Below are 21435 nucleotides of genomic sequence, written 5' to 3' on the forward strand. Positions count from 1 at the left end.
TATGCCAAGTGATAGACAAAAGAAAATACGTAATTTCTGTATAATAGCTCATATAGATCATGGTAAATCAACTTTGGCAGATAGATTAATAGAAAAAACAGGTACATTAACTCAAAGAGAAATGGAAGAACAGGTATTAGATACAATGGAGCTTGAAAAAGAAAGAGGAATAACAATTAAAGCTCAGGCAGTTAGATTAATTCACAACGATGGCAATGATGAGTATATCCTAAATTTGATAGATACACCAGGTCACGTAGATTTTAATTATGAAGTATCAAGAAGTTTAGCAGCTTGTGAAGGTGCAATATTAGTTGTGGATGCAACACAGGGAATTCAAGCACAAACACTTGCTAATTGTTATCTGGCCTTAGAACATGACTTAGAGATAGTTCCTGTAATAAATAAGATAGATTTACCAAGTGCAAGACCTGAAGAAATAAAAAAGGAAATAGAAGATGTGATTGGACTTGATTGTAGTGATGCACCTCTTATATCAGCAAAGGTTGGGCTTGGAATAGAGGATGTATTAAAGGCAATTGTTGAAAAAATTCCTTGTCCAAATGGTGATGAAGATGCACCTTTAAGGGCTCTTATATTTGACAGTTATTATGACCCATATAAAGGCGTTGTATGTTATGTAAGGGTAAAGGAAGGAACTATAAAAAAAGGCACAAAAATAAAACTTATGATGTCAGGAAAGGAATATGAAGTTACAGAAGTAGGTATATTTAGACCAAGTTTTATGGAGGTTGATAAGCTACAAGCGGGTGATGTTGGTTACGTAACTGCAAGTATTAAAAATGTAAGAGATGCAAGAGTTGGAGATACTATAACAGAGGCAGAAAGACCAGCAATTGAACCATTGCCTGGTTATAGACCAGCGATTCCAATGGTTTATAGTGGTATTTATCCAGCCGATAGTTCAGATTACAATGATTTAAAGGATGCCTTAGAAAAACTACAGTTAAATGATGCTGCATTAACCTTTGAACCTGAAACATCTGTTGCATTAGGTTTTGGTTTTAGATGTGGCTTTTTAGGTTTACTTCATATGGAAATAATACAAGAGAGATTAGAGAGAGAATATAACTTGAATTTAGTAACTACAGCCCCAAGTGTTATTTATAAGATTATAAAGACTAATGGAGAAATTATAGAGCTTACGAATCCAACAAATATGCCTCCTACAACGGAGATTAGTTATATGGAAGAGCCAATTGTTAATGCAAGTATAATATGTCCTTCAGATTATGTGGGGGCTGTAATGGAACTATGTCAAGAAAAAAGAGGAATATTTAAAAATATGGAATATTTAGAGACAACAAGAGTTATGCTCCATTATGAAATTCCTTTAAACGAGATAATTTATGATTTCTTTGACGCATTAAAGTCAAGAACAAAGGGATATGCATCACTTGATTATGAACTTGCAGGATATAAAAGGTCTGAACTTGTTAAACTTGATATTTTATTAAATGGAGATCCTGTAGATGCCTTGTCACAAATTGTTCCAAAGGAGAAGGCATATCAAAAGGGAAGAGCTATTGCTGAAAAGTTAAAGGAGATTATACCAAGACAGTTGTTTGAAATACCAATTCAAGCAGCTATTGGTTCAAAAGTAATTGCAAGAGAAACCGTAAAAGCGTTAAGGAAAGATGTTTTAGCAAAGTGTTATGGTGGAGATATTTCACGTAAAAAGAAACTCCTTGAAAAACAAAAAGAAGGTAAGAAGAGAATGAAACAAATAGGAACTGTTGAAGTTCCACAAGAAGCATTTATGGCTGTATTGAAGGTGGAATAATGAAGGGATTGTATATTCATATACCATTTTGCAAAAGCAAATGTTATTATTGTGATTTTAATTCAATTGTGAATACAGAATATCAGGATGAATATATTGAGGCTTTGCTTAGGGAAATAAATTTATTAGAAGAAAAACAATTTGATACAATTTTTATTGGTGGGGGTACTCCCACCATTTTATCTATCAAAAATTTAGAAAAATTATTAAGTTCGCTTGAAAAGTTTACACCAAAGGAATTTACAATAGAAGCCAATCCTGGTACTTTAAATTTAGAGAAGCTTAATATGTTAAAAAAATATGGTGTAAATAGATTATCAATAGGTTTACAAAGTACAGATAATAAAGTATTGAAAAAATTAGGAAGAATTCATACCTATGAACAGTTTTTAATTAATTTTAAAGATGCAAAAAGTTTGGGTTTTAAAAATATAAATGTCGACTTGATGTTTAACTTACCGGATCAAAATGTAAATGAATTCATAGAGACATTGTTAAATGTAATAAAGTTAGAGCCACAGCATATTTCCTGTTATAGCTTAATAATAGAAGAAGATACAAGGTTTTATAATTTATATCAAAATGATGAACTAAATCTACTTGATGAAGAAGAGGAAAGATTGCTTTATCATACAATGATAAATTTGCTTAAAGAGAATGGGTATAACCAATATGAAATATCAAATTTTGCAAAAATAGGCTATGAATGCAGGCATAATATCATTTATTGGAGTGATGATGAGTATATTGGGGTGGGTGCAGGTGCACATTCATATATAAATGGTATTAGGTATAGTAATGTTAAAGATATAAAAAAATATATTTATAATATAAAAAACTATGGTAATGCAATAGAAGAAAAAAATATTTTAACTAAGGAAGAACATATGGCTGAATTTATGTTTTTAGGTTTAAGAATGAATTGCGGAATAAATATTAATAAGTTCAAAAGTAAATTTAATGAGGATGTTATGCAGGTCTATGGTAATGAGATATTAGACTTGATTGATAAGGGATTAATTGAGAAATATGGAGAAAATATAAGATTAACAGAGAAAGGACGAGATTTATCCAATTTAGTCTTTGTTTCCTTTTTAAAATGAAATTTTATTATAATAATGCATATATTGACAAAATATTTTAATAGTGATATTTTAAAATCGTAGTGATTAGCACTCGTGATTAATGAGTGCTAACAAGAAAAGGGGGTGGAATAATGGAACTAGGAGAGAGAAAAAGAAAAATATTAGAGGCTATTGTGACAGATTATATAGAAACTGCTGAACCAGTTGGATCAAGAACTATAGCTAAAAAATATTTGACTGATATAAGTCCAGCAACCATTAGAAATGAAATGGCGGACTTAGAAGATCTAGGACTATTAGAACAACCCCATACATCGGCTGGAAGAATTCCCTCTGACAGAGGATATAGGTACTATGTAGATCAAATAATGGAAATTAAATATCCATCCCCACAGGAAATAGAAAAAATTAAATATATGCTTCAAATTCAAACTATAAATGAATTAGATAAAATTATTAAAAGGACAACTAAATTAATATCTGATATCACAAAATATACATCTGCTGTACTGACTCCTTCTGTTAGAAAGAGTTCAATAAGGTCACTCCAGTTAATACGTGTAAGTGACTACGATATTGTTGCTGTTGTTGTTACAGATACAGGTATTATAAAAAATGTAGTGATAAAATCACCTAATGCAGTCGATGATTCTAAAATTTTAAAATTGAATAATCTATTAAATGAAAAATTATCAGGATTAACTATTAATGATATTGGACTTACAGTAATTTCTGATATACAAAGTCATATGAGGGAATATAGTGAGATATTTTCTGCTATCATATCTGTTGTATATGAAAGTTTAAAGGAAGATGATGCAGAAGTATATCTTGAGGGAACAACTAACATATTTGAATATCCTGAATATGATGATAAAGATAAAGCAAAAACATTTTTATCTTTTATAGAGGACAAAAAATTACTTACAAATGTTTTTGCTGAAGATACTAATAATTTTTGTGTTTATATAGGTTGTGAAAATGAAAATGATAAAATAAAAGATTGTAGTATTGTAAAGGCAACATATAATATTGCAGATAAAACTGCAGGTACAATTGGAATAATTGGTCCTAAAAGAATGGATTATGCAAGAGTTATTGGCATATTAAAATCAATTTCTAATGTTTTAAGTGAAGTTTTTGAAAAAACTCTATAGTAGAGGTGATAGTGTGACAGAGGAAATAAAAGTGAATGAAAATGAACTTGAAAAGGAAGAGAAGGAAGAAATAATTGAAAAAATAGAAGACTTAGAATCTGAAAAGGAAGTAAATAATGATATAAATGATGAAAACAAAGACGAGCTAATTGATATAAAAAATCAGCTTGATGAAAAGACTAAGGAGTGTAATGAGTATTTAGAACTTTTAAGAAGGACAAAGGCTGAATTTGATAATTACAGAAGAAGAACACAAAAAGAAAAAGAGACAATATATGATGATGGATTTGCTGATGCTATTAAAAACATATTACCAATTCTTGATAATTTAGAGAGAGCTGTTATTTCAACGGAAGAAAGAACACCACTTTATGAAGGTGTAGAAATGACATTGAAATTGTTTAAAGATACTTTAACAAAGTTAGGTATTGAGGAAATACCTGCTCTTAATGAAAAGTTCGATCCTAACTTTCATAATGCAGTAATGCATATAGAAGATGAAAACCTTGAGGAAAATGTAATTGTTGAGGTTTTCCAAAAAGGGTATAAATATAAAGAAAAAATATTAAGATACAGTATGGTTAAGGTCGCAAATTAATAAAGAGGAGGAGATAAAATGGGAAAGGTAATAGGAATTGACCTTGGTACTACAAACTCTTGTGTTGCCGTAATGGAAGGTGGAGAACCAGTTGTAATTCCAAATTCAGAAGGTTCAAGAACTACACCATCAGTAGTTGCATTTAAACCAAATGGAGAAAGAATTGTAGGTCAAGTTGCAAAAAGACAAGCAATAACAAACCCAGATAGAACAATTATATCAATTAAAAGACATATGGGAACAGATCACAAGGTGAAAATAGATGATAAGGAATATACTCCACAAGAAATTTCAGCAATGATTTTGATGAAGCTAAAGGCAGATGCTGAGGCTTATCTTGGAGAACCAGTTACACAAGCAGTTATTACTGTTCCAGCATATTTTAATGATAGTCAAAGACAAGCAACAAAGGATGCTGGAAGAATAGCAGGGCTTGAAGTATTAAGAATAATAAATGAACCAACAGCAGCATCTTTGGCTTATGGATTAGATAAGATGGATAAAAACCAAAAGATACTTGTATATGATTTAGGTGGAGGTACATTTGACGTTTCAATACTTGAAATAGGAGATGGAGTATTTGAAGTTAAAGCTACAAATGGTAATACACATCTTGGTGGAGATGACTTTGACCAAAGAATTATAGATTATCTTGTTGAAACATTTAGAGCTGAAAATGGTATAGATTTAAGAAGTGACAAGATGGCAATGCAAAGATTAAAAGAAGCAGCAGAAAAAGCAAAAATTGAGCTTTCAACATTATTATCAACTGAAATAAATCTACCATTTATTACAGCTGATGCAACTGGTCCAAAGCATTTAAATGTTACTTTAACAAGGGCTAAATTTGAAGAATTAACTCACGATTTAGTAGAAGCTACAATAGAACCTATGAAAAATGCATTAAGAGATGCTGGACTTTCAATAGATCAAATTGATAAAGTAGTTTTAGTAGGAGGTTCAACAAGAATACCAGCTGTTCAAGAAGCTGTTAGAAAGTTTACTGGAAAAGAACCAACTAAGGGAATAAATCCAGATGAATGTGTTGCAGTTGGTGCTGCAATTCAAGCTGGTGTTTTAACAGGGGAAGTAAAGGACGTTCTACTTCTTGATGTTACACCACTTTCATTAGGTATAGAGACATTAGGAGGCGTATTTACAACATTAATACCAAGAAATACAACAATACCAACAAGAAAGAGCCAAATATTCTCAACAGCTGCAGATGGTCAAACTTCAGTTGAAATTCATGTTCTTCAAGGCGAAAGGCCAATGGCAAAGGATAATAAGACACTTGGAAGATTTACACTATCTGGTATACCACCTGCACCAAGAGGAATTCCTCAAATTGAAGTAACATTTGATATTGATGCAAATGGTATTGTGCATGTATCTGCAAAGGACTTAGGAACAGGCAAAGAAGCAAACATTACTATTACTGCATCAACAAATTTAACAGAAGAAGAAATTCAAAAGGCTGTGAAAGAAGCAGAGAAATATGCTGAAGAAGATAGAAAGAGAAAAGAAGAGATAGAGATAAGAAATAATGCAGACTCTGTTGTATATCAAACAGAAAAGACATTAAAGGAATTAGAAGGTAAGCTCACTCAAGAAGAAAAAAATACAATAGAAGACCATATTAAGAAGGTTAAAGATGCACTAAATGGTACTGATACAAATGCAATTAAATCAGCTACTGATGAATTAACACAAAAGTTCTACCAAATATCTTCAAGAATATATCAACAATACGCACAACAAAATGAAACAGCAGGTACACAAAATGAAAATGAAGTCCATGCAGATTATGATGTAAAAGACGAGAAGTAATTTTCAACAAGGAGGGAGTATTCCCTCCTTATATAATGAAGGGTGGTGAATTGTTTGGCAAAGGACTATTATAAAATATTAGGTTTAGATAGAAATGCAACTGATGAAGAGATAAAAAGTGCTTTTAGAAAATTAGCCTTAAAATATCACCCAGATAGGAATCCTGGAAACAAAGAGGCAGAAGAAAAATTTAAAGAAATAAATGAGGCATATCAAGTATTATCAGATCCTCAAAAGAAGGCACAATATGATCAATTCGGCACAACTGATTTTAATGGTCAAGGTGGCTTTGGAGGATTTGATTTTTCAAATTTTGGAGGATTTGGAGGCTTCTCTGATATATTTGACGATTTAGGAGATATTTTCGGTGGTATGTTTGGACAAAGAAGAGAAAGGACTGGTCCAAAAAGAGGAGCTGATTTAGAATATAATTTAGAACTTACATTTGAAGAGGCAGTATTTGGTGTTAAAAAAGATATAGAGATATATAGAAATGAAGATTGTGATGTTTGCCATGGTACAGGTGCTAAACCTGGTACATCACCAAAAACTTGTGATAAGTGTCATGGTACAGGACAAGTAAAGGTTCAAAAAAATACTCCATTTGGAAGCTTTGTAAGTGTTACAACTTGTGACAAATGTCACGGTGAAGGTAAGGTGATTGATACGCCGTGTACAAATTGTGGAGGAAAAGGTAGAGTAAGAAAGAAAAAAATTATAAGTATAAATATACCAGCTGGTGTTGACAATGGTAATACTATTCCATTAAGAGGTCAAGGTGAGCCTGGAATAAGAGGTGGAATGCCAGGGGATTTATATATAAATATTAGAGTTAAACCACATCCAAAATTTGAGAGAAGAGGAACAGATATATTCTGTGAAGTTCCTGTATCCTTTATAAAGGCTATATTAGGAGGAGAAATCAAAATCCCTACACTTGATGGAGATGTTCAACACATTTTATCAGAAGGTACACAACCAGGTGAAATTATTAAATTAAAGGGAAAAGGTGTACCTAAGTTACGTGGTGCAGGTAGAGGAGATTTGTATGCTAAAATAAAGGTAGAAATACCAAAGAATATTAATTCAAAGCAGAGGGAATTGTTAAAAAAATTAGCTGAAGAATTTGGTGAGGATATAGATAAAAAGAAGACTTTCGCTGATAAAGTTAAGGATATGTTTAGTTAGGCATGTTTAATACATGCCTTTTTACATATAATAAAAATTAATAAAATACAATTGTTATAAAACATTATTATGATATAATAAAACGGTAAAATCAACTAAGGAGGAAGGATTATGAATGGAGAATGGATAGAAATTAAAGTTGTTACTAAAAGTGAAGCAGTAGAACCTGTATCAGGTATTTTTTATGGACTTGATGTTAAGGGGGTTGCAATTGAAGACCCTAATGATATAACTGAACGCCCTTCAGGACCATTCACTTGGGATTATGCTGATTATAATATATTTGAATATGGAAAGGATGCTGCTATTGTTAAAGCTTATTTTAGTAAAGAAGAACAAATAGAAGAAATATTGAATTTTATAGAGGAGAAATTAAAAGAGTTAAGAGATTTAGGAATTGATATAGGAATTGGTAAAGTTATAAGAAATAAGGTGCAAGAAGAGGATTGGGCAAATGAGTGGAAAAAGTATTATAAAACAACAAAAATAGGAAATTCGATTATTATAAAACCTAAATGGGAGGATTATAATCCAAAAGAAGGCGAAATAATTGTAGAATTAGATCCTGGAATGGCCTTTGGAACAGGAACTCATGAAACAACAATGATGTGCATTGAATTTTTAGAAAAGTATTGTAAAAAGGGAGATAGAGTATTTGACATAGGAACTGGGTCAGGAATACTATCCATTGTTGCTTCAAAATTAGGTGCCGATGAAGTAATAGGTGTTGACTTAGATGAGGTAGCAGTAGATGCTGCTAAGATTAATGTTGAATACAATAAAGTTAATAATGTAAAGATTCTTCACGGGAACTTAGTAGATGTTGTAGATGGAAAAGCAGATATTGTTATAGCAAATATAATAGCTGATGTAGTAATATATTTAGCATCATTTGTAGGAAATTACATAAAGGATAATGGACTTTTTATATCATCAGGAATAATAAAAGATAAACAAGATGAAGTTGAAAAAGTTTTAATTCAAAATGGTTTTGAAATAATAGATAAAAACAATAAAGGAGAATGGGTTGCAATTGTAGCAAAAAAATAAGGAGGTTATTATGCACAAGTTTTTTGTCAAAACAGATAATATCATAAATGATAAAATAAACATAACTAATGACGATGTACAACACATTACAAAAGTTTTAAGACTAAAAATCGGCGATTCTATTCAAATATGTGATGGAAATGAAAATGAATATATTTGCGATATTGTAGAAATAAACAAAAAAAGTGTTATATGCCAAATTAAAGAGAAATTTAAAAATAGAAATGAATCTAATATAAATATAGTACTGTTTCAAGGATTGCCTAAAGCTCAAAAAATGGAACTTATTATACAAAAGGGTGTTGAAATTGGAGTTAAAGAATTTTATCCTATTATAACAGAACGTGTAGTTGTAAAAACTGATGGAAAAGATATTAGTAATAAGTTAGAAAGATGGAATAGAATAGCGTATGAAGCTGCTAAACAATCAAATAGAGGTATAATACCAACAGTAAATAATTTAATAAGTTTTGAAGAAGCATTAGATATATTAAAGATGTTTGATTTGATTGTTGTTCCATATGAAAAGGAAAAGTCTACAAGTTTTAAGGAGTTATTTAATGAGAGTAGAGATTATAAAAATATTGCAGTAATAATTGGGCCTGAAGGTGGATTTAGTGAGGAAGAAATAAATATATTCATAAAAAATGGTTTTAAGCCAATTACGTTAGGACCAAGAATACTTAGGACTGAAACAGCAGGATTAGTAGCAAGTACTATTTTATTATACGAGTTGTCTGATATAGGAGGAATGAAATGAAAAAGGTAGCATTCTATACATTAGGATGTAGGGTTAATCAATATGAAACAGAAGCTATGGCAGAAATATTTGAAAAAAACGGATATGAGGTTGTAAATTTTGAAGATTATTCTGATGTATATGTAATAAATACGTGTACTGTGACAAGTATTGGTGATAAAAAATCAAGGCAGATGATTAGAAGAGCAAAAAAGAATAATAAAGATGCAATTGTGATAGCTGTTGGGTGTTATGCTCAAGTTGCACCAGATGAGGTATCAAAAATAGATGATGTTGATATAATAATTGGAACTGACAATAAAAGCAAAATATTAGATTATATCAATGAATTTAATCAATCTAAGAAAAAATTAAATAAAGTGAAAAATATAATGACAGTAAGAGAATTTGAAGAAATGGAAATAGACCATTATCAAGACAAAACAAGAGCCTTTTTAAAGATACAAGATGGCTGTGACAGATTTTGTTCTTATTGTTTAATTCCATATGCAAGAGGACCTGTAAGAAGTAAAAAGTTTGAAACTATAATAGAAGAAGTAAATAGACTTGTAGAAAATGGATATAAAGAAGTGATATTATCAGGTATACATGTTGCTTCTTATGGAAAAGACATTGGTAATATAACTTTAGTTGATGTTATAGAAAAATTAAATGAAGTAAATGGGTTAGAAAGAATAAGAATAGGTTCTGTGGAACCATCATTTTTTAACATAGAGAATATTAAAAGACTTGCTAATTGTAATAAATTGTGTGAACATTTTCATCTTTCTCTTCAAAGCGGGTGTAATGAAACATTAAAAAGAATGAATAGACGCTATACTACTGATGAGTACAAAGAGGCAGTTTTAAATTTAAGAAGGCATTTTAATGATGTTTCAATAACAACTGACGTTATTGTAGGATTTCCAGGTGAAACTATTGAGGAATTTAATAAGACGTATAATTTTTTAGAAGAAATTAAGTTGAATAAACTTCATGTTTTTAAATATAGTCCAAGGAAAGGAACAAAGGCAGCAGAGTTTAAGGAAACAGTTGATAATGAAGAAAAGGAAAGAAGAAGTAAATTATTAATTGAACTTAGTGATAAATATGAAAAGGAATTTAATAAAAAACTTATTGGGAAAATAGTGGATGTTTTAATAGAGGAGAAAAAAGAAGATTCATATTATGGTTATACAAGAAACTATGTAAAAGTTGAAATAAAAAGTAAAAATAATATCGAAGGAGAAATTATAAATACAAAAATTAATGATATGAATAATGACATTTTAGTAGGTGAAATGGTATAATATGTCTATGGGAGGTGAGATAGTGGATTGTATATTTTGTAAGATAGCGAATGGTGAAATACCAGCTTCTAAGGTATATGAAGATGAATATGTAATTGCATTTAAAGACATAAACCCAGTTGCACCTGTACATATATTAGTTATACCAAAAAAACATTATGAATCAGTCTTGGAAATTGACACAGAAGGAAGTATATTAAACAAAATATTTAATGCAGTAAAAATTATTGCTCAGCAAATGAACTTAACTAATGAAGGATTTAGACTTGTTACTAATACTGGTGAGCAGGCAGGACAGACAGTAAAACACATACATTTTCATCTTATAGGTGGAAGAGATTTTCAATGGCCACCAGGTTGATGATATTAAATCAAAAATTAACAAATTTATTATATTTTATTGACAATATTTACACTCATAATATATAATATAATGTGTCCTTGATTGTGTGCTTAATTCACGGTACATCATAATAATGTATGCAATATGTTAAGCGGAGGGAGGGATAAAGGTGTCAGAAATCAGAGTTGGCGAAAACGAATCATTAGATAGCGCACTAAGAAGATTTAAAAAGAAGTGTGCGATGGCAGGTGTTCTTTCTGAAATAAGAAAGAGAGAACATTATGAAAAGCCAAGTGTAAAGCGTAAGAAGAAGTCTCAAGCTGCAAGAAAGAGAAAGTTTAAGTAATGAAAGAAGGGTGAATATGTCACTCAAAGAAAGAATTCAAGAAGATTGGAAAGCTGCAATGAAAAATAAAGACAGATTTAGAGCGAATGTTCTAAATATGGCTAAAGCAGCTATACTACAAGCTGAAAAAGTTGATGGAACAAAACTTGAAGATGAACAAGTAATTGAAGTTTTAAATAAAGAGGTTAAACAGAGAAGAGACTCCATTGAGGAGTTTGAAAAAGGGAACAGGCAGGATCTTGTAGAACAAACTGGTAAAGAAATAGAGATTTTGCTTGAGTACCTTCCTCAGCAATTAACAGAAGAAGAAATATCTGAAATAGTTAAAGAAGCCGTGAATGAAGTGCAAGCTAATTCAATCAAGGATATGGGAAAAGTAATGGCAATTGTAATGCCAAAAGTAAAAGGAAGAGCAGATGGAAAGTTAGTAAATCAAATAGTAAAGCAGTATCTGCAATAATATAAAGGGGTTAACTTAGGTTAACCCCTTAAATTTTATATATTAATCTTAATAATATGAAACTTTTTAGCATATTATTAAATTAAGCAATTATATTTCAGGTGGTTTATGAAAAACAAGATGAAAAGAAAAATTAGCGAATCTCTTGAGTTACCTAAGGAAGTAATTATGAATGTGCCATACATCAGAATATTGGGAAATGATGAATTGCAGATAGAAAATCACAAAGGTATAGTTGAATATAGTTCAGATATTGTACGTTTAAAAAGCAGTATTGGTATTATAAAAATAGAAGGAAAGGATTTCTTAATTAAAGAAATTAATCCTGAAACTGTAGTATTGACAGGCAAGATTAAAAATCTTGAATTTATCAGTATTTAGCTGGAGGGGTATATGGGAAGGGATCAAGAGTTTTTAGATGGATATTTAATTGTTGAATTGAATTCCTTTTGTATTGAAAAGTTTATAAATTTAGCATACAATAACGGGATAAAGTTATGGGATATAAAAAGAAAAGATTTAATAACTGCACAGTTTAAGATTTCTTCAGATGACTTTAAAAAAATTAAAAAGGTGGCAAAAAATACAAAATCAAAAATAAAGATTGTACAAAAAAAAGGATTAGGATTTTATGTATATAAAGTATTGAGAAGAAAACTTTTTATTTTAGGTATTATAGTTTTTATATTTATTTTGTATTATTTATCAAATTTAATTTGGATTATTGATATTAGGGGAAATAAAAATATATCTAATGATGAAATTGTAAAAGCTCTATATAAAAATGGTATAAAAATTGGTGTAATGAAAAATAAATTAGATTTAAAACAGATTGAAAGTAATATTGTAAACGAAATAAAGCAAATATCTTTAATTAGTTTATCTATTGATGGTGTAAAATTAAATGTTGAAGTAGTAGAAAGAACTTTGCCGCCTGAAATTGTAGATACTGAAAGTCCTGTTGATATTATTGCTAAGAAAGATGGTGTTGTAACAAAAATATTTTGCTATAGAGGTACTCCACTAATAAAATCTGGTGAATACGTTAAAAAGGGTCAGATTTTAATTACTGGTGATATTTTTAGAACTAATAGAGATGATAACTCAAAGGAATATGTAAAAACTATACATTCATTAGGGAATGTTTATGCTAAAATTTGGTATGAAATATTTGAAGAACAGGAGTTAGTATACAATAAGTCAGAGCGTACAGGTAATTATATAAAAAATGAATATATGATTATAAATGGAAAAAAGGTATACATAAATAAAAATGATGCTAAATTTGAAAATTATGATAAAATAGAAAATAGAACTAAGATTAATTTATTAGGATATAATATACCAATAGAAAAAGTTGAAGAAAAAATATATGAACTAAAAGTTACAAAGGTTAATTATTCTATAGATGAAGCGATTGAGATAGCTACAAATAAAGCAGAACAAGAAATAAAAAAACAGATTCCAAAAGATGCTACTATTTTAGATAAAAAGTATGATAAAATAATAGAAAAAAATAAAGTAAAAGTTAGATTACTTATTATAACTGAAGAAAATATATCTTATGAACAGCATAGATAGTTAGGAGGTTAATAATGCAAAAAGAATCAAAAATATTAATTGATAATTTGGAACAATTAGTTAATCTATTTGGTAAGTTTGACGAAAATATTAAAATTATTGAGCAATGCTTTAATGTTTTCATTATTAATAGAGATAATGAAATAAAAATAACGGGTGTAGGACAAGTAGATTTAGCTACAAAAACAATTTTAAAGTTGCTTGAAATAGCAAAAAGAAATGAAATAATAAATAAGCAAACAGTTAACTATATAATAAGTCTTGTTTTAGAAGATAGTGAAGAGAAAATTGAAAATATTTTAGATGATGTAATAATAACAACAGCAAAGGGTAAGCCTGTAAAATGTAAAACTTTAGGACAAAAGACCTATATTGATTCAATACGTAAAAATGATATAGTTTTTGGAATAGGTCCTGCGGGTACTGGGAAAACATATCTTGCAATTGCTATGGCAGTAAAATTTTTAAGAGATAAGAAGGTAAATAGAATAGTTCTTACAAGACCGGCTGTAGAGGCTGGTGAAAGATTAGGTTTTTTACCAGGAGATTTACAAGAAAAAATTAATCCATATTTAAGACCACTATATGATGCATTGTTTGATATTTTAGGAGTAGAAAACTTTAACAAATATATGGAATCAGGCATTATAGAAGTTGCACCTCTTGCTTATATGAGAGGAAGAACACTTGACGATTGTTTTATAATATTGGATGAAGCACAAAATACTACACCAGAGCAAATGAAAATGTTTTTAACTCGTTTTGGATATGGCTCAAGAATAGTTGTAACAGGAGATTTAACACAAATAGATTTAGGACAAGGTAAAGTATCAGGTTTAAAACAGGTAACAAAAATATTAAAAAATATTCCAGGTATTGATTTTATTTATTTCAGTGATAAAGATGTAGTAAGACATAAGTTGGTTTCAGAAATAATAAAAGCATACAACAAATTTGAAGAAGAAAATGAAAATAGGTGATTATATGAATTACAAAAGTAAAATAATTGAGGATTTAATAAGTGAAAAATTAAAGAAAATAATAGTATTTATAATTACTTTTATAGTATTATTTATAATTAGCTTTTTTACTGTTATTCCTAAAAAATATTCATTACAAATTGGAGATATTGCACCAATTGATATAAAAGCTCCAAGGGATTTTGAAGACGAAGAGGCAACGCAAGAAAAGATAGATAAAGCATTAAGTGAAGTTTTGCCTAAATACAATAAAGATTTAAATATTGCAAAAAAGTCAATTGAAGATATAAATAAGATAATTGAGAATGTTAAATATCAAAAAGAACAAAATGTTAATGAGACTACTAAAATTGAAAATATAAAGAATTTAGTTATGATAAGTTTAAGTGATGAAGATATTAAATCATTATTGAAATTAAACGAACAAGAATTAGACGCTTTAGATAAATTTCTAAATGATGTTTTGATTAAAGTCCTATCTTTAGATATTAGGGAAAACAATTTAGACGACATTAAAAAAGCACAGCAAGACCTTGATTTTTATATAAAGTCTTCAACATTAAATAAAAATTTAAAGGACTTAGCAAATTCAATAGGGGTAGCATCGATAAAGCCTAATATGTTCTATGACTATGAGAAAACTGAAGAATTAAAACAGCAAATAAGAAGACAAATAGAACCAGTAGTTATAAAGAAAAATCAAAATATAGTTCTAAAAGGAGAAGTTATTAATGAACATCATTTAAATTTGATGTCCAAAGCAGGTATATTATCTCAAAACAGAAAAAATGACTTTATTTTAATTTTGGGTGTAACCATACTAATTTTATCAACTCTTATTTTATTAGTATTTTTAGTTAAAAATGAAGGTAATGTTTATTCAAATTTAAGTTTTTATGTTATTACTTGTATATTACTTATAATTACAGCAATTTTAACATTTGCTTTTAAAATTATTTCAGTTTACTTTATTCCTGCAAGCTTTTTACCAATATTGTCTACTTTGATATTTGGTTCGAAAACAGGTTTGATTATATCACTTATTAATACACTAATAGTTATAATACTTACAAACTTTAATATTAATGTTTGTATTATGTATGTTATGAGTTGTATCTTAGGTACATTTTTTACTTCAAAGGTTCAAGAAAGAAATAATATTTTATTAAGTGGACTATATGTAGGAATAATAAACTTTTTAATAGTATATGCTATAAATATATTAAACAACACAATATATACACAGGCTGTATACAGCAGTATTTTTGTTTTTTTAAATTCAATTGTTTCATCAATTTTTGCAATAGGTGTTTTACCAATCTTTGAACAGGTATTTAACATTTTAACACCAATAAAATTATTAGAACTTTCAAATCCAAATCAAATACTTTTAAAAAAATTATTATTTGAAGCACCGGGTACCTATCACCATAGTATATTAGTTGGTAACTTAGCAGAAGCAGCTGCAAATGAAATTGGAGCAAATTCATTACTTGCAAGAGTAGGTGCATATTATCATGATATTGGTAAAATTAAAAGACCATATTTCTTCAAAGAAAATCAAATAACTAATGATAATCCCCATGACAAAGTTACACCAAAATTAAGTGTATCAATTATAACTTCACATATTCGTGATGGTTTAGAGCTTGCTCAAAAATACAAATTACCAAATATTATTCAGGATATAATAATGCAACATCATGGAACGACTCTCGTAAAATATTTTTATGTACAGGCATTGAATGAAGGAGAAAATATTATAGAGGATAATTTTAGATATGAAGGGCCTAAACCTAATTCAAAGGAATCAGCAATAATAATGCTTGCAGATAGTGTTGAAGCAGCAGTAAGATCATTAAATAGTCCTACAGTTGATGATATAAAAACTATGGTTGAAAAAATAATTAATGAAAAACTATTTGATAATCAATTAAGCGAATCTCCATTAACCTTCAAAGATATAGAAAAAATAAAAGAAGTGTTTATAAAGGTTTTATTAGGAATATTTCATACAAGAATAGAATATCCAGATACAACAAAGGAGGATAAAAATGATTGAAATTGATAATAGACAAAATAAAATTGATTTTACAGAGGAAATGAAAAAATTGATTAGTAAAGCTGTAGAAGGCACTATTAAATACGAAAATTTTAATAAACCCTATGAATTAAGCATAATAATAACTGATAATAATGAAATAAAAGAAATTAATAAACAATTTAGAGGAATAGATAAAGAAACGGACGTTTTATCTTTTCCAATGTTAGATTTTGATGATGGATATTATGAAGACGGTGAAATTGAGGTGGACATAGAGGATATAAATCCTGAAAGTGGAGCTGTTGTATTAGGAGATATGATTATATCATTGGAAAAAGCAAAGGAACAATCAGTCGAATATGGTCATTCCTTTGAACGTGAATTGGCCTTTTTAGTTGTACATAGTATGCTGCATTTATTAGGATATGATCACGAAGAAGAAAAGGATAGGATAATAATGAGACAAAAAGAAGAGGAGATATTAAATAATATAGGTCTTGCAAGGTAAGGTGAAAATATGAAGTTTAAAAAAATATCCGACAGTTTTAACTATGCTATTGAAGGAATTATATATGCAATAAAAACTCAAAGAAATATGAAAATACATCTTATAGCAGCAATACTTGTACTGTTTTTAAGCCTGTTTTTTGACTTTTCTAAACTTGAAATACTAATTTTGTTTTTTACAATAACATTAGTTATTGTGTTGGAGATGATTAATACAGCTATTGAAGCTACAATAGATGTAACTGCTAATTATTATCATCCATTAGCCAAAATAGCAAAAAACGTTGCAGCAGGAGCAGTTTTGATATCAGCTATAAATGCTGTTATTGTTGGCTATTTATTATTTTTTGATAGGTTAAAACCAATATCAAATACAGTTCTATTTAAAATCAAACAGTCTGATATTACTGTAGTATTTATTTGCTTAATATTAGTTATAATAGCAACTGTTATAATTAAGGCAATATATGGAGAAGGTACTCCCCTAAAAGGAGGTATGCCAAGTGGTCATAGTGCACTTGCCTTTGCAGCAGCAACAGCAATATCATTATTTATCCAGGATTTACTTATTATCACATTAGTGTATTTTTTAGCTTTTCTTGTTGCTCAAAGTAGAGTAGAAGGTAAAATACATTCGCTTTATGAAACTATTGTTGGGGCATTGCTTGGAATATTGATAACAATTTTTATATTTAAATTGTTATCATAAGGGTAATGCCCTTTTATATTGCAGGTTTATATAAAATTACATTTTTTTTGATAAAACTATTGAATTTTTCATAAAATTATATATAATAATAATTCCTACAGTAAAAATGGAGGGGGAATAATAATGGAGTATAAAAACCTAGTTGAAATAGCAAAACAAGCAATGGAAAAGGCTTATGTTCCACATTCTAAATTTAGAGTTGGTGCAGCATTACTAACATCTGATGGTAAGGTTTTTACTGGTTGTAATATTGAAAATGCTACCTTTGGAGCAACTAATTGTGCAGAAAGAACTGCAATTTTCAAGGCTGTATCTGAAGGATACAAAAATTTTGAAAAGATTGCTATTATTAGCGATAGTTCAAATTATACATATCCTTGTGGAATATGCCGACAAGTGATTATAGAATTTAGTAGAGACATTGAGGTTATTTGTTCTAATAAAAATGGAGAATATAAAGTTTATAAAATTACTGAATTACTTCCATTTGCTTTTACAAGTGATGATATTGAAAGGAGCAATTTAAATGAATAATGATTTTAAGTCAGGTTATGTTACAATAGTTGGCAGACCTAATGTTGGTAAATCAACTTTAATTAATTCTATAATGGGAGAAAAACTACTTATTACTTCTAACAAGCCCCAGACAACAAGAAATACAATACAAGCAATTTTAACTAAAGACAATTACCAAATAGTTTTTATGGATACACCAGGTTTACACAAACCTAAGCATAAATTAGGGGAATATATGGTTAAAGTTGCACAAAGCACTTTATCACAAGTTGACGTAGTAGTTTTTGTAACAACTCCTGAAGAGGAACTTAATATTGGTGATAAGTATATAATTGATCAAATAAAAAATTCAAATTCAAGAAAAATTTTAGTTATAAATAAGGTTGATACTGTTAGTAAAGAAAAGATAGCAAAGACAATTGATACATATTATAACTATTTTGCTTTTGATGAAGTTGTGCCTATATCAGCTCTTAAACAAAAAAATATAGATGAACTTATTAAAGTTATTGTTAATAACTTACCCTATGGTCCAAAATATTTCCCAGATGATATGATTACAGATCAACCTGAAAGATTTGTTGTAGCGGAAATAATAAGAGAAAAACTTTTACACAACTTACAAGAAGAAGTACCCCATGGTACTGCAGTAGAAATAGTTACTATGAAGGAGGATAAAGATAAAAATTGTATTAATATCAACGCAACAATCTATTGCGAAAAAGATTCACATAAGGCTATAATAATAGGTAAGGGTGGACAAATGCTCAAAAAAATAGGTCAGAGTGCAAGAATAGAAATAGAAAGGTTTTTAGGATCTAGTGTATATTTAGAATTATGGGTAAAGGTTAAGAAGGATTGGAGAGACAGTGATTCTATACTAAAGAGTTTGGGATATAAATAAAAAAAAGGAGTGATGGTTTTGTCAATACACAAAGTTCAAGGAGTTGTTCTAAAGACACGGAACTATAGTGATTATGACAAAATCATCACTATTTTTTCGGATAAATTTGGAAAAATCGATGTCTTATGTAATGGGGCAAGAAGAACAAAAAGTAAGCAACTTCATTTAACTCAACAGTTTTGTTTTGGGGAATTTTTATTAAGTAAAAGTAAGGATATGTATGTATTAAGTTCAGGTAGTCTCAATAATTCATTTCAGACACTTTTAAATGACTATAAAAAATTGATGATAGGAACATATTTTTTAGAATTCATTGATAAATCAATTGAAAGTGAAAATAAAAATGTTTATATATTGGCACTTTTATTAAAAACTCTATACATATTAGAAGATGGTAATGTTGATAACTATCTCCTAAAAGTGACATTTGATTTTAAATTAATTTCTTTACTTGGATATACTCCTCAAGTTTTAAAATGTATTAAATGTGGTAGGAAAACATTAGATGAAGCATATTTCAATATTATTGAAGGCGGACTTATATGCAATAATTGCAATACTGAAAAAGGGAATAAGCTTAATAAAAAAGTAATAGAATTATTAATACAAATAAGGAATATAAAATTAGAAGAATTGGGTAAAATATATTATGATAAAGGAACATTAAATTTAATAGATGATATTTTAGATAAGTACATTAACTACCACTTATCAATAAAACTAAATACAGTTGAATTTATAAAAAATATTTTTTAGGAGATGGTTGTATGGAAGAAATTACATTAGAGAAAATTGATATACTAAGACAACGTGCAAATGTTAGTTATTCAGAAGCAAAAGAAATATTACAAAAAAACAATGGTAATTTAATTGATGCTCTAATTGAATTAGAATCAAAGCAAAAAACATTTACACAAAATGTTGTAGAAGTAAGTAATGAATTAACTGAAACAATAAAAGAAATAATTAAAAAAGGTAATGTAACAAGAATAAAAGTTAAAAAGGATTCAAGGGTTTTAGTTGATATACCAGTGAATGCTGGAGTTGCAGCAGGTGCATTATCATTACTCAATCCATATCTTTTAGTAATCGGTGCTATCGCTGCAATTGCAACAAAGGTTTCACTTGAAATAGAAAGACCAAATGGAAATGTTGAAATAATTAATGATATTATTAAAGAAAAATATGACGAAGTTAAGGGTACTATACAAGAAAAAGTCAGTGATATAAAGGAAAATACAACAAATTTAAAGTCAGATGTAGAGGAAAAAATAGAGGAATTTGCGAAGGAATTAAATAAAAAGAAGGAATAAGTCAGTTAATTCTGACTTATTCAAATTTTTTGACATTATATACTATTGCAAAATTTAGAAATAGTGATAAAATATACATAAAAGATTAAATATACATAAATACCAGAAATTAAATAAAATAAAAAATGTACAAAAAATTATTACAATTTGTTGTTTTTATATAAAATATATTGTAATTATTTCTCTGCATTTATATAATAATATATAATATTAGATGTATTTATGCATAATAAATGCAGAGAGGGTGATTACTATTAAACTAACAAAAAGACAAGAAGAAATAATTGAATTAGTGAAAAAAAATCAACCAATAACAAGTGAAAAGCTTGCTGAAATGTTAAATGTTACAAGGGCAGCACTAAGACCAGATTTAGCAATTCTAACAATGACAGGTATTCTTGAGGCTAGACCTAAAGTAGGTTATTTATATTCAAAAAGAAGCAATAATAGCTTAATTTTTGAGGCAATAAAAGATATAAAAGTGTCAGAGATAAAATCTAAACCAGCAATTGTAACAGAAGATACAACAATATATGATGCAATTGTTCAATTGTTCTTAAATGACGCAGGTACAATTTTTATTGTTAATAATGGTTATCTAACAGGGGCAGTTTCAAGAAAGGATTTCTTAAAAATAGCAATGGGAAATTCAGATATGCATAAAGTTCCTGTTGGAATAATTATGACAAGAATGCCTAACATAATAACAGTTACAGATGATGATCTTGCATTTGATGCAGCAAAGAAAATAATTGAACACGAAGTAGATAGTTTACCGGTTGTAGAAAAGGTTATACAAGAAGATGGTAAGGAATTATATAAAATCACAGGAAAAGTATCTAAAACAAATATAACTAAGCTTTTTGTTAGATTAGGGGAAGGAAGATAAAGGGGTTTTCATAAGGATGCGGGACATAATTTGTCCCATAGGGTTTGGTACAAATTTAATTAATATAAAGCAACAAAGACAG

The 21435-nt window shown here is 28.7% G+C and carries 23 protein-coding genes; all 23 read left to right on the top strand.

What is annotated here, in order from left to right; translation table 11 throughout:
• Position 1 precedes the first annotated feature (1 nt).
• Positions 2-1804 (top strand): translation elongation factor 4, encoded by a 1803-nt coding sequence (lepA, locus tag A3M9_RS0106840; RefSeq protein WP_027308565.1) that lies wholly within the window; start codon positions 2-4, stop codon positions 1802-1804.
• The gene (gene hemW, locus A3M9_RS0106845) at positions 1804-2907 is read left to right on the top strand and encodes a radical SAM family heme chaperone HemW (protein ID WP_027308566.1); all 1104 of its coding nucleotides are present in this window, start codon (positions 1804-1806) and stop codon (positions 2905-2907) included. The genes lepA and hemW overlap by 1 nt, the downstream gene beginning before the upstream one ends.
• Positions 2908-3020: 113 nt before the next feature.
• Positions 3021-4046: a heat-inducible transcriptional repressor HrcA gene (hrcA, locus tag A3M9_RS0106850; RefSeq protein ID WP_027308567.1), complete on the top strand. Its 1026-nt coding sequence runs from the start codon at positions 3021-3023 to the stop codon at positions 4044-4046.
• 13 nt (positions 4047-4059) lie between these two features.
• The gene (grpE, locus tag A3M9_RS0106855; RefSeq protein WP_051350636.1) at positions 4060-4644 is read left to right on the top strand and encodes a nucleotide exchange factor GrpE; all 585 of its coding nucleotides are present in this window, start codon (positions 4060-4062) and stop codon (positions 4642-4644) included.
• 18 nt (positions 4645-4662) lie between these two features.
• Entirely contained in the window at positions 4663-6474 is a 1812-nt protein-coding gene (dnaK, locus tag A3M9_RS0106860) for a molecular chaperone DnaK (RefSeq protein WP_027308569.1), read from the top strand.
• 54 nt (positions 6475-6528) lie between these two features.
• Complete coding sequence (gene dnaJ / locus A3M9_RS0106865; RefSeq protein WP_027308570.1) at positions 6529-7662, top strand: molecular chaperone DnaJ; 1134 nt, start codon at positions 6529-6531, stop codon at positions 7660-7662.
• A gap of 111 nt (positions 7663-7773) precedes the next feature.
• Positions 7774-8712, top strand: a complete 939-nt coding sequence (gene prmA / locus A3M9_RS0106870; protein ID WP_027308571.1) for a 50S ribosomal protein L11 methyltransferase — start codon at positions 7774-7776, stop codon at positions 8710-8712.
• Between the two features lie 10 nt (positions 8713-8722).
• Positions 8723-9472, top strand: coding sequence for a 16S rRNA (uracil(1498)-N(3))-methyltransferase (locus A3M9_RS0106875; protein ID WP_027308572.1), 750 nt, complete (start codon positions 8723-8725; stop codon positions 9470-9472).
• Positions 9469-10761 carry a tRNA (N(6)-L-threonylcarbamoyladenosine(37)-C(2))-methylthiotransferase MtaB gene (gene mtaB / locus A3M9_RS0106880; RefSeq protein ID WP_027308573.1) on the top strand — a complete coding sequence of 431 codons (1293 nt, stop codon included), beginning with the start codon at positions 9469-9471 and terminating at the stop codon, positions 10759-10761. Before A3M9_RS0106875 ends, mtaB begins: the two co-directional genes overlap by 4 nt.
• Positions 10762-10780: 19 nt before the next feature.
• A complete protein-coding gene (locus A3M9_RS0106885; protein WP_027308574.1) occupies positions 10781-11122 on the top strand; it encodes a histidine triad nucleotide-binding protein in 342 nt (113 codons plus the stop codon).
• A gap of 151 nt (positions 11123-11273) precedes the next feature.
• Entirely contained in the window at positions 11274-11450 is a 177-nt protein-coding gene (gene rpsU / locus A3M9_RS0106890; RefSeq protein WP_027308575.1) for a 30S ribosomal protein S21, read from the top strand.
• 16 nt (positions 11451-11466) lie between these two features.
• Positions 11467-11910: a GatB/YqeY domain-containing protein gene (locus A3M9_RS0106895; RefSeq protein ID WP_027308576.1), complete on the top strand. Its 444-nt coding sequence runs from the start codon at positions 11467-11469 to the stop codon at positions 11908-11910.
• 120 nt (positions 11911-12030) lie between these two features.
• The gene (gene yqfC / locus A3M9_RS0106900) at positions 12031-12291 is read left to right on the top strand and encodes a sporulation protein YqfC (protein ID WP_200790173.1); all 261 of its coding nucleotides are present in this window, start codon (positions 12031-12033) and stop codon (positions 12289-12291) included.
• 12 nt (positions 12292-12303) lie between these two features.
• Positions 12304-13491: a sporulation protein YqfD gene (gene yqfD, locus A3M9_RS0106905; protein ID WP_027308578.1), complete on the top strand. Its 1188-nt coding sequence runs from the start codon at positions 12304-12306 to the stop codon at positions 13489-13491.
• Between the two features lie 14 nt (positions 13492-13505).
• A complete protein-coding gene (locus A3M9_RS0106910) occupies positions 13506-14471 on the top strand; it encodes a PhoH family protein (protein WP_027308579.1) in 966 nt (321 codons plus the stop codon).
• Between the two features lie 4 nt (positions 14472-14475).
• A complete protein-coding gene (locus tag A3M9_RS0106915) occupies positions 14476-16533 on the top strand; it encodes an HD family phosphohydrolase (protein WP_035166069.1) in 2058 nt (685 codons plus the stop codon).
• Entirely contained in the window at positions 16526-17023 is a 498-nt protein-coding gene (ybeY, locus tag A3M9_RS0106920) for an rRNA maturation RNase YbeY (RefSeq protein ID WP_027308581.1), read from the top strand. The genes A3M9_RS0106915 and ybeY overlap by 8 nt, the downstream gene beginning before the upstream one ends.
• Before the next feature lie 9 nt (positions 17024-17032).
• The gene (locus A3M9_RS0106925; RefSeq protein WP_027308582.1) at positions 17033-17731 is read left to right on the top strand and encodes a diacylglycerol kinase; all 699 of its coding nucleotides are present in this window, start codon (positions 17033-17035) and stop codon (positions 17729-17731) included.
• Positions 17732-17854: 123 nt separating this feature from the next.
• Positions 17855-18265 carry a cytidine deaminase gene (gene cdd, locus A3M9_RS0106930; RefSeq protein WP_027308583.1) on the top strand — a complete coding sequence of 137 codons (411 nt, stop codon included), beginning with the start codon at positions 17855-17857 and terminating at the stop codon, positions 18263-18265.
• Entirely contained in the window at positions 18258-19151 is an 894-nt protein-coding gene (era, locus tag A3M9_RS0106935; protein WP_027308584.1) for a GTPase Era, read from the top strand. Before cdd ends, era begins: the two co-directional genes overlap by 8 nt.
• A gap of 18 nt (positions 19152-19169) precedes the next feature.
• Positions 19170-19907 carry a DNA repair protein RecO gene (gene recO / locus A3M9_RS0106940; RefSeq protein WP_027308585.1) on the top strand — a complete coding sequence of 246 codons (738 nt, stop codon included), beginning with the start codon at positions 19170-19172 and terminating at the stop codon, positions 19905-19907.
• 11 nt (positions 19908-19918) lie between these two features.
• Entirely contained in the window at positions 19919-20464 is a 546-nt protein-coding gene (locus A3M9_RS13380) for a DUF4342 domain-containing protein (protein ID WP_035166058.1), read from the top strand.
• Positions 20465-20717: 253 nt separating this feature from the next.
• Positions 20718-21353 carry a helix-turn-helix transcriptional regulator gene (locus A3M9_RS0106950; RefSeq protein WP_035166071.1) on the top strand — a complete coding sequence of 212 codons (636 nt, stop codon included), beginning with the start codon at positions 20718-20720 and terminating at the stop codon, positions 21351-21353.
• Positions 21354-21435: the final 82 nt, after the last annotated feature.

Origin of the sequence: Caloramator sp. ALD01 (assembly GCF_000472625.1) — a bacterium.
GTDB lineage: Bacteria > Bacillota > Clostridia > Clostridiales > Caloramatoraceae > Thermobrachium > Thermobrachium proteoclasticum.